The sequence below is a fragment of the Halomonas almeriensis genome, from assembly GCF_030409235.1.
GTDB lineage: Bacteria > Pseudomonadota > Gammaproteobacteria > Pseudomonadales > Halomonadaceae > Halomonas > Halomonas almeriensis.
Window position 1 is genome coordinate 582,401 of record NZ_JAUFPO010000009.1, and the last position, 17,120, is coordinate 599,520.

At 65.1% G+C, this 17,120-nt stretch carries 13 protein-coding genes; 8 read left to right on the forward strand and 5 right to left on the reverse strand.

Translation table 11 applies throughout. The annotated features are described in order from the left end of the window. Window positions 1-20: 20 nt before the first annotated feature. The gene (locus QWY74_RS09490) at window positions 21-608 is read right to left on the reverse strand and encodes a YajG family lipoprotein (RefSeq protein ID WP_264823907.1); all 588 of its coding nucleotides are present in this window, start codon (window positions 606-608) and stop codon (window positions 21-23) included. Window positions 609-867: 259 nt separating this feature from the next. Then, window positions 868-2,595 carry a gamma-glutamyltransferase gene (gene ggt / locus QWY74_RS09495; protein ID WP_435389146.1) on the reverse strand — a complete coding sequence of 576 codons (1,728 nt, stop codon included), beginning with the start codon at window positions 2,593-2,595 and terminating at the stop codon, window positions 868-870. Window positions 2,596-2,981: 386 nt separating this feature from the next. Between ggt and rpe the strand changes: the two genes are divergently transcribed. The 3 genes from rpe to QWY74_RS09510 all read left to right on the forward strand — a co-directional run bounded on the left by rpe (window position 2,982) and on the right by QWY74_RS09510 (window position 4,886). Beyond that, on the forward strand, window positions 2,982-3,680 hold the full coding sequence (gene rpe / locus QWY74_RS09500; protein ID WP_264823906.1) for a ribulose-phosphate 3-epimerase: 699 nt from the start codon (window positions 2,982-2,984) through the stop codon (window positions 3,678-3,680). Then, window positions 3,677-3,958: a GIY-YIG nuclease family protein gene (locus tag QWY74_RS09505; protein ID WP_264823905.1), complete on the forward strand. Its 282-nt coding sequence runs from the start codon at window positions 3,677-3,679 to the stop codon at window positions 3,956-3,958. Before rpe ends, QWY74_RS09505 begins: the two co-directional genes overlap by 4 nt. A 79-nt stretch (window positions 3,959-4,037) precedes the next feature. Continuing rightward, window positions 4,038-4,886 carry a mechanosensitive ion channel family protein gene (locus tag QWY74_RS09510; RefSeq protein WP_320109306.1) on the forward strand — a complete coding sequence of 283 codons (849 nt, stop codon included), beginning with the start codon at window positions 4,038-4,040 and terminating at the stop codon, window positions 4,884-4,886. 79 nt (window positions 4,887-4,965) lie between these two features. Here QWY74_RS09510 and QWY74_RS09515 read toward each other — a convergent pair whose 3' ends face one another. After that, window positions 4,966-6,264, reverse strand: a complete 1,299-nt coding sequence (locus QWY74_RS09515) for an NAD(P)/FAD-dependent oxidoreductase (RefSeq protein WP_264823904.1) — start codon at window positions 6,262-6,264, stop codon at window positions 4,966-4,968. A 94-nt stretch (window positions 6,265-6,358) separates the two neighbouring features. On the opposite strand from QWY74_RS09515, the gene QWY74_RS09520 reads away from it, so the two are divergent. From QWY74_RS09520 to trpC, 5 genes are all read left to right on the forward strand, one after another. Then, window positions 6,359-7,024: a phosphoglycolate phosphatase gene (locus QWY74_RS09520; RefSeq protein WP_264823903.1), complete on the forward strand. Its 666-nt coding sequence runs from the start codon at window positions 6,359-6,361 to the stop codon at window positions 7,022-7,024. A 274-nt stretch (window positions 7,025-7,298) separates the two neighbouring features. Then, on the forward strand, window positions 7,299-8,783 hold the full coding sequence (gene trpE / locus QWY74_RS09525; protein WP_264824397.1) for an anthranilate synthase component I: 1,485 nt from the start codon (window positions 7,299-7,301) through the stop codon (window positions 8,781-8,783). A gap of 268 nt (window positions 8,784-9,051) precedes the next feature. Then, complete coding sequence (locus tag QWY74_RS09530) at window positions 9,052-9,633, forward strand: anthranilate synthase component II (protein WP_264824396.1); 582 nt, start codon at window positions 9,052-9,054, stop codon at window positions 9,631-9,633. A 37-nt stretch (window positions 9,634-9,670) separates the two neighbouring features. Further along, window positions 9,671-10,690, forward strand: coding sequence for an anthranilate phosphoribosyltransferase (trpD, locus tag QWY74_RS09535; protein ID WP_264823902.1), 1,020 nt, complete (start codon window positions 9,671-9,673; stop codon window positions 10,688-10,690). 21 nt (window positions 10,691-10,711) lie between these two features. Continuing rightward, a complete protein-coding gene (gene trpC, locus QWY74_RS09540; RefSeq protein ID WP_264823901.1) occupies window positions 10,712-11,506 on the forward strand; it encodes an indole-3-glycerol phosphate synthase TrpC in 795 nt (264 codons plus the stop codon). Between the two features lie 85 nt (window positions 11,507-11,591). On the opposite strand, the gene QWY74_RS09545 is transcribed toward trpC, so the two are convergent. After that, entirely contained in the window at window positions 11,592-13,412 is a 1,821-nt protein-coding gene (locus QWY74_RS09545) for a cation:proton antiporter (protein WP_264823900.1), read from the reverse strand. A 136-nt stretch (window positions 13,413-13,548) separates the two neighbouring features. Then, on the reverse strand, window positions 13,549-16,890 hold the full coding sequence (locus tag QWY74_RS09550) for an FAD-binding and (Fe-S)-binding domain-containing protein (RefSeq protein ID WP_290314212.1): 3,342 nt from the start codon (window positions 16,888-16,890) through the stop codon (window positions 13,549-13,551). Between the last annotated feature and the right edge of the window lie 230 nt (window positions 16,891-17,120).

Genomic DNA, 17,120 nt, shown 5'->3' on the forward strand with positions numbered 1-17,120 from the left:
CGGCCTCCCGCCGAGTCATTTCAGCGAGCCAGGAAGCGCCCCAGTGCCTGATCGCGGAAAATGCGGTTCAGACCGTCGCTCAGTACGCGCTCGACCATGGCTTGGTTTTTCTTCAGGCCGGGGCTCAGGGCGAACTCCTGGCTCAGGCTCGAGGTGTAGGTGCCGGAATAGGTCTCGCCACCCCGGCGGGCGGTGACCTCGAGCACCGACTCCAGCTGCGCCTTGTCGAGCATCGGACGACTGTCCTGACGGCCATAGTCAAGCCGCTGCAGGGTCAGGGTCAGGCCGGGGCGGCCATCGGCGGCCTGGGTGGTCGGCTGGAATCCCATGTCGCGCAGGGCGCGTTCGGCTTCGTCCTGCAACCCGGGGATCAGGGTGCCGGCTGGCACGCTGATGACCGAGGTCGACATGGCATTACCGCTGCGGGTGCCGATCTGCTCACTCTGCCGACCATCGACGGCCGTCACGCTGACGGCCTGGCCCTGGCCGATGCTGGGCACGGTGATCGTGCGCTCCGGGGATGGTTGCAGGTATTGCGGTGACGCACAGCCAGCGAGCCAGCCTGCCGTCAGCACCAGGGCTGTCAGTGTCATCAAGCGTCGCAGCATGGTCTCTCTCCGTGAAATGGCGATCCGTCCTGGAGTATAACCGGGTGGACGGTATAGGCGTGAGTTGTGAAGTGTGAAGGGTGAGGAGTGAGGGACGAGGAGGGAAGAGTGAAGAGATAAGAAGGAAGAGGGGAGAGGGAAGAGGGAAGAGGGAAGAGGGAAGAGGGAGGTGTCTACAAAATCGGGGGCATAGCAGATGGCGTGCTGTGAGTCTGGAAGAGGGGCCATGCCCCCGGCGGTGCGGGGGCATGGCGGGCCGTCAGAGGCCGATGGCGGAGGAGGTGGAGCGGCGCGGGTCGGCGCCGCCGAAGAACTTGCCGTCCTCGATGACGATGGATTGCGCCGCGCCCATGGCGGATTGCTGGCTGATGGTGTGGCCCTTGCCCTCGAGGAGCTCGATGGTGTCGGGACTGATGCCGGCCTCGATGCGAATCTCGTCGGGCAGCCACTGGTGGTGAATGCGCGGCGCGCTGACCGCCGACTGGATATTCATGTCATGGTCAATGACATTCATCAGCACCTGCAGGGTGGTGGTGATGATGCGTGAGCCGCCCGGACTGCCGGTAATCAGGAAGTTCTTGCCGTCACGCTTGACGATGGTCGGCGTCATGGAGGAAAGCATGCGCTTGCCGGGCTCGATCTTGTTGGCTTCGCCGCCGATCAGGCCATAGGCATTGGGCACGCCCGGCTTGGCCGAGAAGTCATCCATCTCGTTGTTGAGCAGAAAGCCGGCGCCTTCCACCGCAATCCCCGAGCCATAACTGAAGTTGATGGTGTAGGTGTTGGAGACGGCCAGGCCATTGCCATCGGCAATCGAGAAGTGGGTAGTCTCGTTGGACTCATAAGGCAACGGCTTGCCCGGCGAGATATCGCTGCTCGGGGTGGCCGTGTCCATTCTGATCTGTCTGCGCAGTTCCTCGGCATAGCCCTCCGAGGTCAGGCCCTCGAGGGGCACATCGACGAAGTCGGTATCGCCCAGGTATTCCGAGCGGTCGGCATAGGCGCGCTTCATGGCCTCGGCCATGACATGCAGGGTATCGGCCGAGTTGAAGCCCCAGTTGCCGATCGGGTACTCCTCGAGGATGTTGAGCATCTGCACGATGTGCGCGCCACCCGAGGAGGGTGGGCTCATGGCATAGATGTCATGGCCGCGGTAGCTGCCGTGGCTGGGCTCGCGAATCGCCGGTTGATAGCCGGCCAGGTCCTCCAGGGTGATCAGGCCGTCGTGGTGCTCCATTTCGGCGGCGATCAGTTCGGCGGTCTCGCCCTCGTAGAACTCCCGTGCGCCCTCCTCGGCGATACGTTTGAGGGTGGTGGCCAGGTCGGGCTGGCGGAAGGTGTCACCGACCTCATAGGCGCTGCCATCTTCCTTAAAGAACATCTTGCGGCTCGACTCCCACTTTTCCAGCCGTTCGCGGGTGTCGTTGACGCCGGCGACGAAGCGCGGCGGCACCTCGAAGCCTTCCTCGGCCAGGCGAATGGCCGGGGCCAGCGCATCGGCCAGACTCAGGGTGCCGTATTTCTCGAGAGCCAGCGCAAGGCCGGCCACGGTGCCCGGCACACCGGCGGCGCGATGGGTGAAGCGCGACCACTCGGAGACGGCGTTGCCATCCTCGTCTTGGAACATCGTCTCGGTGGCGGCGGCCGGAGCAGTCTCGCGGTAATCGATGGCGATGACCTCGTCGCTGCTCTCGTTGGAGATCAGCATGAAACCGCCACCTCCGATATTGCCGGAGCGCGGCTGTGTGACCGCCAGGGCAAAGCCGGCCGTGACAGCGGCATCCACGGCGTTGCCGCCATCGGCCAGGACGTCCCGGGCAACCTGCGAGGCCAGGAAGTGACTGGTCGCCACCATGCCCTGGGTGCCTTCCTGGGGATGGAAGCGTTCGCCTTCCAGGATGGCCGGCTGCGCCATGGCCAGCGGGGTCATCAGCAGGGTGCCGGCGAGCAGGCCGGCGGCCAGTGGGGTATGTTTCCAGTGTGGCATGAACTTCTCCTTGTAGGGGGTGACAAGCCCTTCCATTCGGGCTTCTTGTAACTATCAGCAGGCAGCGATGATTGCGCAAGGTAAACACTGCTTAAATACCTGCGCATGCAAATCGCTTCGCTATAGTCGCCATCCTTGGCGGCTACCCTGCGGGCCCGTCTAAAGACGGTTCAAATTCGCTCCTGACGAATTTGTGCGCGGTGCTGGTGCGCCAGCCCGGTCGAAATCTCGCCTAACTAGATGTTATGCCTCATTTTCTTTGCTCCGTGCGCCTTGCGCTTCACGATGCTCGACGATCTAATCAGCGTTTCCCAAGTCGTAATCCGGGTGATGGATGCTGTTAGAATATCCGCCATTGTGTTCTTCGAATTTCGCCAGGGAGCCCCATGAGCGCCACAACCTCTGACTACCTGATCGCCCCCTCGATCCTGTCCGCCGACTTTGCCCGACTGGGCCAGGAAGTCGACGATGTCCTTGCTTCCGGGGCGGACATCGTGCACTTCGACGTGATGGACAATCACTATGTGCCCAACCTGACCATCGGCCCCATGGTGTGCGAGGCGCTGCGCAAGCATGGCGTGACCGCTCCCATCGACGCCCACCTGATGGTCAAGCCGGTGGATCGGCTGATTGGCGATTTCATCGACGCTGGCGCCAGCTATGTCACCTTCCATCCGGAGGCCTCAGAGCATATCGATCGCTCGCTGCAGTTGATCCGTGATGGCGGCTGTCGGTCGGGGCTGGTGTTCAATCCCGCCACGCCGCTGCATTTCCTCGATCATGTCATGGACAAGGTCGACATGATCCTGCTGATGAGTGTCAATCCGGGCTTCGGTGGCCAGTCCTTTATTTCCGGCACTCTCGACAAGCTGCGTGAAGTGCGTCGGCGTATCGATGCCTCCGGCCGGGCCATTCGCCTGGAAGTGGACGGCGGCATCAAGCCCGACAACATTGCCGAGGTGGCGCGAGCCGGCGCCGATACCTTTGTCGCCGGTTCGGCGGTCTTCAAGGGGCGCGATGCACAGGACCCGAATCGCTACGACAGCGTCATGCGCGAATTTCGCCGCGCCCTCGAAACCGCATGAGCGAGCTCGACGTGAGTGGCGACCACTGGCACCTGTACATCCTCGAAACCGCCAGTGGCGCGCTCTATACCGGGATAACCACGGATGTGCAGCGGCGCTTCAACGAGCATCAGGCAGGGCGCGGTGCCAAGTCGCTGCGTGGCAAAGGGCCGTTGCATCTGGTATATCACCAGGCGGTGGGCGAGCATGGGGAAGCGCTGCGCCTGGAAGCAGGCATCAAGCGCCTGTCGGCACGAGAAAAACGACGCTGGCTACAGATGCGCCATGACGAGCCCTGACAAGCCGGGTTATCGGCTCATGGGCACGGCGCCGTCAGCGTCAGCAGGGAACTGACCGGTTGGAATTCAAGGAGTCGAGATGGACGTGGACGTAGAACGTATCGTGGAGTTCCTGCAGGTGCAGGGCACGAGTTTCGTGATCAATCTGGTGGCGGCAATCGTCATCTTTGTGGTCGGGCGCTGGGTGGCCAAGCTGCTGCACCGCCTGGCGGTCAAGGCCATGAAGAAGGCCAAAGCCGACCCGCTGATTGTCACCTTCGTGGGCAACATCCTCTATGTGATGATGATGTTTGCCGTGGTGCTGGCCACCATCAGTCAGATCGGTATCCAGACGACGTCGCTGATCGCCGTCATCGGTGCCGCAGGGTTGGCCGTGGGCCTGGCGCTTCAGGGGTCGCTGGCCAACTTCGCCGCCGGTGTCATGGTGGTGCTGTTCCGCCCCTACCGGGTCGGCGATTACATCGAGGGTGGCGGCGTGTCCGGCACCGTGGAAGAGGTGCAGATTTTCAACACCGAGCTCAACACCCCGGACAATCGCCGCATTATCGTGCCCAACGGTCAGATGATGTCTGACGCCATCACCAATTATTCTTCGTACGCCACGCGCCGCGTCGACCTGGTGGTGGGTGTCGGCTACAACGATGACATCGACACCGTGCGCCGCGTGCTGGAAGGCGTGGTGTCCGATGACAGCCGCGTCCTGGCCGATCCGGCGCCGAATATCCGTATTGGCTCGCTGGGGGATTCAAGCGTCAACTGGATCGTGCGGCCCTGGGTCAATGCGGCGGATTACTGGGATGTCTACTGGGAAATGACCGAGGAGATCAAGCGCCGCTTCGATCGTGAAGGGATCAATATTCCCTTCCCGCAGCGCGATGTGCATGTCTATCACCACGGTGACAAGGGTGAAGGCGACGCGCTCGTCTGATCGGCGTGCTGACAGCCGGGCATGACAAGGGCCGCCGGGGTTAACCGGCGGCCCTTGCCGTTTGCTGGCCCGGGATGCCTCAGTGGAGCTTCATGCGCGGCTTCAGGAAACGGTTCAAACCATCGACAATGACCATCAGGGCGGCCTTCAGGCTGCCGTGAATGGCGCGCTGGTGCATGCGATACAGGGATGCGTAGAAGAATTTCGCCAGATGGCCCTCGATAAAAAGGCTGCGGGCCGAGGCGCCACGCATCAGGCTGCCCACTGCGTCAAAGTGGGCCAGCGAAATCAGCGAGCCGCGATCACGGAACACGAAGGGTTTGAGTGGCTTGCCCTCGAGCCGCGCGCGCAGGTTCTTGTAGAGTCGGTCGGCCTGCTGATGAGCCGCCTGGGCGCGCGGCGGAACCTGGGAGCCGTCTTCCTGGGGGCAGCTGGCGCAGTCGCCCAGGGCGAAGATGTGCGGGTCATCGACGCTCTGCAGACTGGGCTCGACCCTGATGCGGTGATTGCGTTCGGTGGCAAGGCCCAGCTCCGAAAGAAAGGCCGGGGCCTTGATGCCGGCCGCCCAGACGCCGAGATCGGTCTCGATGCGCTGGCCGTCGGCGGTGATGATGGACGAGGGCTCGACCCGGGTCACGCGGGTCGCGACATGCACCCTGACGCCCAGACGCTCCAGCTCGCGATGCACCGCTTGACTGATGCGCTCGGGCAGGGCGGGAAGAACCCCGGGGGCGGCCTCGATCAGGTGCACTTCCAGTTGTTCACTCTCCAGCCGGGTGACCCCATAGGCATGCAGCATCTGGGAGGCATCATACAGCTCCGCAGCGAGCTCCACGCCGGTGGCGCCGGCGCCGACGATGCCCACCGTCATGCGGCTGTGCTGGTCCTGCCGGGGTGTGTTGTAGCGCAGGAAGGTGTTGAGCATGTCCTTGCGAAACGCTTCGGCCTGGCGCGGGCTGTCGAGAAAATGGCAGTATTCGCCGACGCCCGGGGTGCCGAAGTCATTGCTCACGCTGCCCACCGCGATGACCAATTCACTGTAGGACAGATGGCGAGAAGGCAGGACCTCCTGGCCCTCGTCATCGAGGATCGGTGCAAGGGTCAGTTGCCGCGACTCGCGGTCCAGCCCGGTGACCGTGCCGAGCTGGAAATGGTAGCCGTTGGTGCGGGCATGTCCCTGGTAGGAGATTTCGTCGAGTCCCGAGTCCAGGGCGCCGGTGGCCACTTCGTGGAGCAGCGGCTTCCAGATGTGGGTGGTATGCCGGTCAACCAGAACGATCTCGGCCCGGCCGCGTCGCCCAAGGCGCTGGCCCAGCCGGGTGACCAGCTCCAGACCGCCGGCACCGCCGCCGATCACCACGATTCTTGGTACGCTCATGGTGCACAAGCTCCTCGGAAATAGACCACCAGCATAAGCCTATCGCCATGACATTCCCATGGCCTGAAAACCCCAAACCACAGGACACCGCCTCATGCATCGTCTGCTGGATGACATTCAACTGATCGGCTTCGACCTGGACGGCACCCTGGTGGATTCGGTGCCGGACCTGGCGGCCGCGGTCGACGCGGCCCTGTGCGACCTCGGGTTCCCGGCGCCGGGAGAGGGGCATGTCAGGGACTGGGTCGGCAATGGGTCGCGGATGTTGATGGAACGCGCGCTGTGCCACGCCCTGGACGAGGCGCCCGACGATGCACGCTGTCGCGAGGCGCATGACGCCTTCCTGTGCCATTACGCGCGACGCCCCTGCCACGCAAGCCGGCTCTACCCCGGGGTAGCCGAGGCGCTGCCACGCCTGCACGCCGCCGGTCTGACGCTGGTGCTGGTGACCAACAAGCCCGCGGCCTTCATCGCGCCGATTCTCGAGCACTTTGGTCTTTCGGGGTACTTTTCGCTCTGCCTGGGCGGCGACAGCCTTGCGCGTCGCAAGCCCGACCCACTGCCGCTGCAGCATGCTGCCGAGGTCTTCGCGGTTTCACCGGCGCATTGCCTGATGGTCGGGGACTCTCGCCACGACATCGCGGCGGGCAGGGCGGCGGGCTATCGCACCCTGGCCGTGCCCTATGGCTACAACCATGGTGAGCCGGTCGAGCTGAGCGAGCCGGATGGCGTGATTGAATCGCTGGTAGAACTCCTTTAGCTTGAGCCTGGCCCTTGTCGGTGATCGGGCCATGCACCCGGAAAACTGAACCCGTATAATCGTTTGACAACACCGGACTACCTGCCCTTATGGACACTCGCATGATGCTGGATGCTCTTGTTCTTCGTGACACCGTGACCCCGCTCGATCATCGGGTATTCACCGGCAGTCGGCGATGGTGACGCGGACGCCCCGGCACGGCTCGACCGTTGTTTGACCCACCGCTTGTCACTCCATCGTGAGTTCTTTCTTTACCCGAGGCCCAGGGCAGATGATGACCCCCGAACGTTTTCAGGAGCTGGCCGATGCCGGCTATAACCGTATCCCCGTGACCCGCGAAGTCCTGGCGGATCTTGATACGCCGCTTTCCACCTACCTCAAGCTCGCCGATGCGCCTTGGACCTTCCTCCTCGAGTCGGTGCAGGGCGGCGAGAAATGGGGGCGTTATTCGATCATCGGCCTGCCGTGTCGCGAGCGTATTGAAGTGCGTGGTTTTCGGGTCGAGCATGTCGTCGACGGCGAGGGCCGCGGGGCGACCGAGGTCGAGGACCCACTGGCCTGGATCGAGGCCTTCCAGGCGCGCTTCAAGGTGCCACGCCTGGACGACAACCCCCGCTTCGATGGCGGCCTGGTGGGCTATTTCGGCTATGACACCATTCGCTACATCGAGCCCCGCCTGCGGGGGGTGGAAAAGCCCGACCCGCTGGGCGTGCCGGATATTTTGCTGATGGTCTGTGATGACCTGGTGGTCTTCGACAACCTCTCGGGCCGCCTGACGCTCTGGACCCACGCCGATCCCGCCGAGGCCGAGGCCTACCCCCTGGCGACCCGGCGGCTCGATCAACTCGAGGAGCAGTTGCGCAGTGCTGTGCTGCAGAGTCGCAGCCCCGGTACCGGGCGGTCGGATATCTCCGAGGACGACTTCCACGCCAGCTTCAGCGAGGCCGGCTACAAGGCTGCGGTGGAGCGCATCAAGGAGTACGTCAAGGCCGGCGATGTCATGCAGTGTGTGCCCTCGCAGCGCATGTCAATTCCCTATCAGGCACCACCGCTGGATCTCTACCGCGCCCTGCGCAGCCTCAATCCCTCGCCCTACATGTTCTTCCTCAATCTGGGCGACCATCATGTGGTCGGGTCCTCGCCGGAGATCCTCACCCGCCTCGAGGAAGGCGAGGTGACCGTGCGGCCCATCGCCGGCACGCGGCATCGCGGTGCCACCGAGGAAGAGGATCGCGCCCTGGAGGCCGACCTGCTCAACGACCCCAAGGAAATCGCCGAGCATGTCATGCTCATCGACCTGGGCCGCAACGACGTGGGGCGCATCAGCGAGCCGGGATCGGTCACCGTGACCGATAACATGGCCGTCGAGCGCTATTCCCACGTCATGCACATCGTCTCTCAGGTCACCGGGCGTCTGCGCTCGGGCATGACGGCGATGGACGCACTGCGCGCCACCTTCCCGGCGGGCACCCTGTCCGGGGCTTCCAAGGTGCGGGCCATGGAAGTCATCGATGAACTGGAGCCGGTCAAGCGGGGGATCTATTCGGGCGCCGTGGGATACATTTCCTGGCACGGCAACATGGATACCGCCATCGCCATTCGTACCGCCGTGATCAAGGACGGTGAGCTGCACGTCCAGGCCGGCGGCGGCATCGTCGCCGATTCCGATCCCGATGACGAATGGCAGGAAACCATCAACAAGCGGCGCGCCCTGTTCCGGGCGGTGGCCATGGCGGAGAGAGGGCTCGACAACCTCTAGGCCAAAGGCGCCCGAAAGCGCCTTGACAGGCATGAGCGCGCCGCACACTATAGCGAACATGATGCATTTCGCGATGACCTCAGTGACGCAGTGGCGCCTCCAGTATTGAAGGGGCGGCGTGCGTGTGTCTGAGCAATAGTGCCGCCCGCGAGGCGGCATTTTTGTATCTGCTGGCTCGCGGCATCCCTCGGGCATGTCGAGTCATCATGAGCAAGCGAAGGTCTTGGGCTTTTATAAGCCCGATTGATATCAGGAGTAGATGCCCGACATGATCGTGATGATTGATAATTACGACAGTTTCACCTTCAACATCGTCCAGTACCTCGGCGAGCTGGGGCAGGACGTGCGCACCTACCGTAACGACGCCATCAGTATCGCCGACATCGAAGCCCTTTCACCGACCCATCTGGTGATTTCGCCGGGGCCCTGCACGCCCAATGAGGCGGGGGTTTCCCTCGAGGCCGTGCGTCACTTCGCCGGTCGACTGCCGATCCTCGGCATCTGTCTGGGGCACCAGGCCATCGGACAGGTTTTCGGCGGCAGCGTGGCGCGGGCTCCCCAGGTCATGCACGGCAAGACATCGGCGATTGTTCACGATGGCCGCGGCGTCTTCAGCGGGCTGGAGAATCCCCTGGAGGTGACGCGTTATCATTCGCTGGTCGTTGCCCGTGAAGGCTTGCCGGCGTGTCTCGAGGTCACCGCTTGGACCGGCGAGGAGGATGTGACGCCGGGGCTGGTCATGGGGCTGCGCCATCGCGAACTGGACATCGAGGGGGTACAGTTTCACCCCGAGTCGATCCTCACCCGCCAGGGCCACGAGCTGTTGACCAATTTTCTCGAGCGTCGGTGACGGCACTGGATCACGCAACGGTTAGGAGAACGCTGCCATGCAGATGCGAGACGTCCTGGGTGCGCTGATGCGCCGGGAGAACCTGAGTTATGAAGCGACCCACGACGCCATGACGGCCATCATGACCGGCGAGGCCTCCGAGGCCCAGGTGGCGGCTTTCCTGATGGGCATGGCGATGAAGGGCGAGTCGGCCGAGGAAATCAGCGCCGCGGCTCAGGTCATGCGCGAACTGATGAAGCCGGTGACGCTAAACGCCGAGAACATCGTCGACATTGTCGGCACCGGAGGCGACGGCGCCAATCTCTTCAATGTCTCCACGGCCTCCAGTTTCGTGGCCGCCGCCGCCGGGGCGCATGTCGCCAAGCACGGCAATCGCGGGGTGTCGTCCTCGTCGGGCAGTGCGGATCTGTTCTCGGTGGCGGGCATCGGGCTCGATCTGTCGCCGGAACAGGTCGGGCGCTGCATCGAGGAGGTCGGGGTCGGCTTCATGTTCGCCCCCAACCATCACCCCGCCATGCGCCACGCCGTGGGGCCGCGCCGGGAGATGGGGGTTCGGACTCTGTTCAACATCCTCGGCCCCCTGACCAACCCGGCCGGGGCGCCGAACCAGTTGCTCGGCGTCTACTCGGCATCGCTGGTGCCGCTGATGGCCGAGGTCATGCGGCGTCTGGGCAGCCGGCACGTGCTGGTGGTATGCGCCGAGGACGGCCTGGACGAAATCTCCCTGGCGGCGCCGACCCGGGTGGCCGAGCTCAAGGATGGCGAGATTCACGAGTATCGCATCACGCCCGAGGACTTCGGCATCGAGCGTCAGTCGCTGGAGGCGCTGAAGGTCCAGACCGCCGAGGACAGCCTGCGCCTGGTAGAGCAGTCGCTGGTGGGCGAGGGGCCGGCGGCCGATATCGTCGCCCTGAATGCCGGTGGCGCCCTCTATGCCTCGGGGGTTGCCGATACCCTCAAGGAAGGCGTGGCGCTGGCGCAGGATGCCCAGGGGTCCAAGCTGCCCCGCGAGAAGCTCCGGGAGCTGGCCAATTTCACGCGCGTCTTTGCCCAGTAAGGCGCCGATCAGGAGCATGGTATGACCATCCCCACCATTCTGACCCGCATACTCGCGCGCAAGGACGCCGAGGTCGCCGAGCGCCGCCGTGCCGTGTCCGAGCAAGAGCTCCTGGCGCTTGCCGGGCAGGTGACAGCGCCCCGCGGCTTCATTGCCGCCCTGGATGCGTGCATGCGCGATGGCGATCCGGCGGTGATCGCCGAGGTCAAGAAGGCCTCGCCATCCCGCGGGGTGATCCGGGAAGACTTTGATCCGGGGCAGATCGCCGCCAGTTACGCTGCCGGTGGCGCCGCTTGCCTATCGGTGCTGACCGATGCCGACTACTTCCAGGGCCATGAGGACGATCTTATCGCCGCCCGCGACGCCTGCTCACTGCCGGTAATCCGCAAGGACTTCATCACCCACGGCTATCAGGTCAGCGAAGCACGCGCCATCGGTGCCGACTGCATTCTGCTGATCGTCGCGGCGCTGGATGACGCCCGTCTTACGGATCTGCATCGCCAGGCCTGCGAGCTCGGCCTGGATGTACTGGTCGAGGTGCATGATGCCCAGGAGCTGGAACGCGCTCTCGCCCTGGATATCGGCCTGGTGGGCATCAACAATCGGGATCTCCATACCTTCGCCACCCGCCTTGATACCACCCTCGAGTTGCTGGGCCGCGTTCCCGCCGGGGTGACGGTGATCACCGAGTCGGGCATTCACACGCGTGATGATGTGCTGCGCATGCGTGAGCATGACGTGCATGGCTTTCTGGTGGGCGAGGCCTTCATGCGTGAGGCCGAGCCGGGAGAAGCCCTGCGGCGCCTGTTCTTCTAGCACCAGGCCCCGGCCCTCCAGGCTTCGAAACGACACAACGCCGACCCTCGGGTCGGCGTTGTCATGTAGCAGCTCCGGCGCGGCCTCAGGAAATCAGCGGCGCTTCCATCACCGGCGAGTCGGCGTAGACCAGGCTCACCAGGGTGTCGCCGCGTTTCGGCGTCAGCCCGTTCTCGGCCGTGGCCAGGCGCAGTCGGCCGGACGGCCCGATGCACAGCAGCGGCAGGCAGCGCCCGGCATGACGGCGCTTGAGGTGCTCCAGCCGGGTCTTCTCGGTGCACTGGGTACGCTGCATCTCGCCGCCCTCGGCAACCAGGCGTGACAGCCGGGCATAGGTCACGTTGCGACCGAAGAGCAGGGGCAGGTGGCTCAGCGCCCGACCATGCGGGCGGTTGCCGATGCGCCCTTCGTCGACGGCCAGACGGAAGACGCGTTCGCGACCCAGCAAGTGTTCGAAGTGCAGGGTCGCCATGTCGTTGAGTTCGCGGTAGGGCGAGAGCGGCAGCAGATAGCCGATATTGCTCAGCTCCAGGTGCTGGGCCGCGTGTTCCGAGAGCGGGTCGCCGAAGTAGGTGGTCAGCGCCAGCGCCTTGGCCTCCTGGATGGCATCCCAGTTGCTGTCGGTGAGCACCACGCTGACCCCGGCGGCACGCAGCTGCTGGCCGATCTGGCGGGCCACCGGGTTGGCGCCGATGATCAGCACGCCATCCGGTGACGGCCGCTGCACGCCCAGCCAGCGTGCCAGTGGCCGCGACAGCAGACTCTGCCCGACCACGGTGCTGATGATCACCAGAAAGGTGACCGGCACCAGCATCTCGGCGCCGGGCATATCGAGCTCTTCCAGCCGCAGGGCGAACAGCGAGGCCGTGGCGGCGGCCACGATGCCGCGCGGCGAGATGAAAGCCAGCAGGGCCTTCTCGCGGGCTTCCAGGCGGCTGCCCAGGGTGCAGAGCCAGACCATCAGCGGGCGCGCCACGCCCAGCAGCACAAACAGGAATGTCCAGGCCGGCCAGCCCAGCAGGGCCAGCTGGTCCACGGTGAGCCGCGCCGCCAGCAGGATGAACAGCCCCGAGATCAGCAGTACCGACAGCGTTTCCTTGAACTCGATGATCGGCCGGGTCGGCACGCCGCGCATGTTGGCCAGCCAGGCGCCCATGACGGTGACGGTCAGCAGGCCGGACTCATGGAACAGCAGGTTGGAGACCGAAAACAGCGTCAGCATCATCATCAGGGTGCCGAAGCTGTGTAACTGGCGGGGCAACCAGTGACGACGCAGGATCAGGCCCCATAGATAGCCGCCGCCGATGCCCAGGCCGAAGCCGATCAGGGCGGTCTTGCCAAACAGCACCAGGGTGTGAGTGGCGGCGCCGGTGGCCCCGGAGCCCAGGGCAACGTACTCATAGACCAGCACGGCGCCGATGGCGCCCACCGGGTCGATCAGGATGCCTTCCCAGCGCAGTATCTGGGTCAGGTGCTGGCGGGCGCCCAGGGTCTGCAGCATGGGGAGGATCACCGTTGGCCCCGTCACCACCAGCAGGGCGCCCAGGACACTGGCCATTTCCCAGGAGAGCGCAAGCAGAAAGTGGGCGGCAATGGTGCCGATGATCGCGGTGATCAGGGCGCCCCAGGTGACCAGCCGGCGCACCGTTCGCCCATGACCGCCCAGCTCGCGGAAGTCCAGGGTGAGACTGCCCTCGAACAGAATCACCGCGACGGCCAGCGAGACCAGCGGAAACAGCAGGTCGCCGAACAGCGCATCGGGGTTCAGCAGCCCGGTGACCGGCCCCGCCACAATGCCGGCGACCAGCAACATCAGAATGGCCGGCAGTTTCAACTGCCAGGCAAGCCATTGGCAGACCAGCGCCAGCAGGCCGATCACTGCCAGGTCGAAGCCGGCATGCTCCATGGGGATTGAGCTCCATCGGTTCGGGTCGTATGAGGGGCCGGGCAGACTAGCGTCGTCGGCCCCAACATGCAATCCATCCTCCGACCTGCTACCGCTGGCCCTCGCGCGGCGCTGCCTGGAAGCCCCGCATGGCGGCCTATGATCGAGAAATGGTCGTCGCGTCGGGCGCTTGTTGCAAAGCCGTCAGCAGGCCCTGCAAGGGGTGTGGCAGGTTGGCGTCGGACAGGCGCCGCGCCTGGCTGCGGCAGGAGTAGCCGGTGGCCAGCAGACGCCCCTGGAGCTCCGGCGCCTCGACCCTGGGTTGCCAGGACTGGGCATAGATGGTCTTCGAGGTCTCGAGGTTGCGGGCCTCGTGACCATAGGTGCCGGACATGCCGCAGCATCCCGATGCCAGCACCTCCAGCTCGAGGCCGAAGGCGGCAAAGATGCGCTGCCATTGTGCCGTGGCGCCGGGCACACTGGTCTTTTCCGTGCAGTGGGCGAGCAGCCGATAGCCCGGGTCGCTCGGACAGGGCTGGCCGGCGGCAAGCTGCTCAGCATGTTCGGCGAGCCACTCGCTGAGCAGCCGTACCTCGGGCACCTTCTCGGCACCCAGTGTCTTCACGTATTCCTGGCGATAGGTCAGGGTCATGGCCGGGTCGAGGCCCACCAGGGGAACGCCGAAGTCGGCGAGCGACCCAAGGCGTTCGGCCTGTTTCTCGGCGGTGCGCGCGAAGGCGCCCAGGAAGCCCTGGACCTGCATGGGCTTGCCGTTGGCGGCATAGGGAGCAACGAAGACAATCACGCCAAGGCGCTGCAGTAGTTCGATGATGTCACGCGCCACGCTGGCCTCGAAATACCGCGTGAAGGCATCCTGGACGACAATCACGCTGCGTGCTTTCTGAGCGGTCGTCAGTCGGCCCAAGCTGGTCGGCGTGGCGGCTGGTACGCCCCAGGCTGTCAGTTGCTTGTCCAGGCGTGCCCGGGAAAGCCGCGGGCTGTCGACCATGCCCAGGGGGCCGGCCAGGAATCTGCCGAGCATCCGGTTGCCGAGGGCAGCGTTATACAGCGGCGCCAGGCGCGACAGGTTCGGGGCCAGAAACTCCAGGCCGCCGATCAGGTAATCCCGCGGCGGGCGCAGGTAGCGGCCGTGATAGACCTCGAGAAATTGCGAGCGGAATGCCGGCACATTGACCTTGACCGGACACTGGCTGGCGCAGGACTTGCAGGCCAGGCAGCCGGCCATGGCCTCGTGGACCTGGTGGGAGAAGTCCTCCTCGCCGCGCCGCCGAGCCAGGGTATTGCGCGCCCGGCGCGGAAAGTCGCGCACGAAGCGCCACACGCTTGCCTGCTTGTGCCGGTGTGCCTCTTCCACCACATCGACACCGGCCTCGCCCTGGCGGCGCAGCCATTCGCGCATCAAACTGGCGCGCCCCTTGGGCGAGTGAATGCGCTGGCGCGTGGCTTTCCAGGACGGGCACATGGCGTCGTCCGGGTCGTAGTTGTAGCAGGCGCCATTGCCGTTGCAGTGCACCGCATCGGCGTGGGCCTGCCACACATGCGGCGCGATACGGCGGTCGAGCTGGCCGCGGGTGGGCACGCCATCGATGGTCAGCAGTCCTGGGTCAACCCACTTGACCGGCTCGGCCTCGGCGGCTGCGTCGGCGGCGTCGCTCGGGCCAGGAACTCCGCCCTTGGTGGATGGAGCCGTAGATGGGGCTGTATCGGGAGCAGGCCTTCGCGAAAGCGCTGTGAACCCCTCCCTGGGCGCTACATTTGCCATACCTGGCAAATGACCTTCGCTACGACCTGCCCCCGATATCCTGTCATTCGGGATAGCACTCCCCGCGTCCTCGGGCGGGATGGAAAGCGGCGTGGCGATCTTGCCCGGGTTGAGCTGGTTGTGCGGGTCGAAGGCAGCCTTGAGACGCTGCAGGCTGGGATACAGCGGGCCGAAGAAGGCCGGGGCGTATTCCGAGCGTACGCCCTTGCCGTGCTCGCCCCACAGCAGGCCGCCGTAGCGCCGGGTGAGCTCGGCGACGGCATCCGAGAGGGGGCGGATCAGGGCTTCCTGGGCCGGGTCCTTCATGTCGATGGCCGGGCGCACGTGCAGCACCCCGGCGTCGACATGGCCGAACATGCCGTATTCCAGGCCATGGCGGTCCAGCAGGGCGCGGAACTCGGCGATGTAGTCGGCGAGAACCGCCGGGGGCACCGCCGTGTCCTCGACGAAGGGGATCGGGCGTTTCTCGCCCTGCACATTTCCGAGCAGACCCACGGCCCGCTTGCGCATGGCGTAGACGCGCTGGATGGCGGCGCGGCCTTCGGCCAGGCGGTGGCCCAGGCGCGGTACGCTGGTATCTTCACTCAGGTGGCGGCAGAAGGCCTCGACGCGGCCGGCGAGTCGCTCTGGGTCGTCGTCGTTGAATTCGACCAGATTGATGCCGTCCACGGGCGTGGCGCCATCCTCGGGAAAGAATTCGGCCACGCTGTCCCAGACCATGTCCCCCTTGGCCAGGCCGAGCACCTTGCTGTCCACCGTCTCGATGGAGGTCGGCGCAGCGTCACTGGCCATCAGTGCCTCGGCGTCGCGCAGGGCGTCCATGAAGCCGGCGTAGCGCACGTTGACCAGGGTGGAGTGTCGGGGGATCGGCAGCACCTGGAGTACCGCCTCACTGGTGAAGGCCAGAGAACCTTCGGCGCCGCACAGCACGCTGTTGAGATCGAAGCGGCCGTCTGCGGTGCGCAGGTGTGCCAGGTCATAGCCGGTCAGGCAGCGGTTGAGCGGCGGAAAGGTTGCGTCGATGCGCTGGCGTTCGCTGTCGATGATCGCCCTGGCCTGGCGGTGCACGCGGCCGACGGCGTCCTCGCGCGCGCACAGTGCATCGAGCTCGGCCTCGCTGACCGGATGGCTGGCCAGGCGTTCACCACCGAGCAGCACACTGTCGAGTTCGAGCACGTGGTCGCGGGTCTTGCCGTATTCGCGGCTGCCCTGGCCGCTGGCGTCGGTGGCGATCATGCCGCCGATGGTGGCGCGATTGGAGGTCGATAGCTCCGGAGCGAAGAACAGGCCATGGGGCTTGAGCGCGGCGTTGAGCTGGTCCTTGACCACGCCTGCCTGGACGCGCACCCGCTGATTCTTGACGTCGATGTCGAGGATGGCATTCATGTGCCGCGAAACATCGATCATCAGGCCATCGGTGAGCGACTGGCCATTAGTGCCCGTGCCACCACCGCGTGGCGCCATAACGATGTCGCAGTAGGCGTCCTGCCCGGCCAGGCTCGCCAGGCACTCGAGATCGCTGACATCGCGCGGGTACAGCACGGCCCGGGGCAGGCGCTCATAGATGGAGTTGTCGGTGGCCAGCACGGTGCGGTTGGCGTCGTCCGCGGCGATCTCGCCGGCGAAGCCAGCCGCGCGCAGGGCCTCGAGGAAGGCCTGATAATGTTCGGCGTGCGCATCCGACGAGGCGTCACGGGGGTCCAGTCGTGCGATCATAATGGGATATCGGTTATAGCGCCGTCCCGAGCTGCTCACGGATGGCAGCATCGGGCGGCCGGGTAATGAGGGGCACTCGACGCATATCACTTTACCGTGCCTGGACGCCGGCGCCCACCCCGACTCCGGGATATCATCCATTACGGACGCGGAGTGACGCTCTTGTGCGTGTCGCTGGAGCCACCCCGGCGGCGTGGCACCCGGGCAGGGTTTTGCCTACAATGGACGCT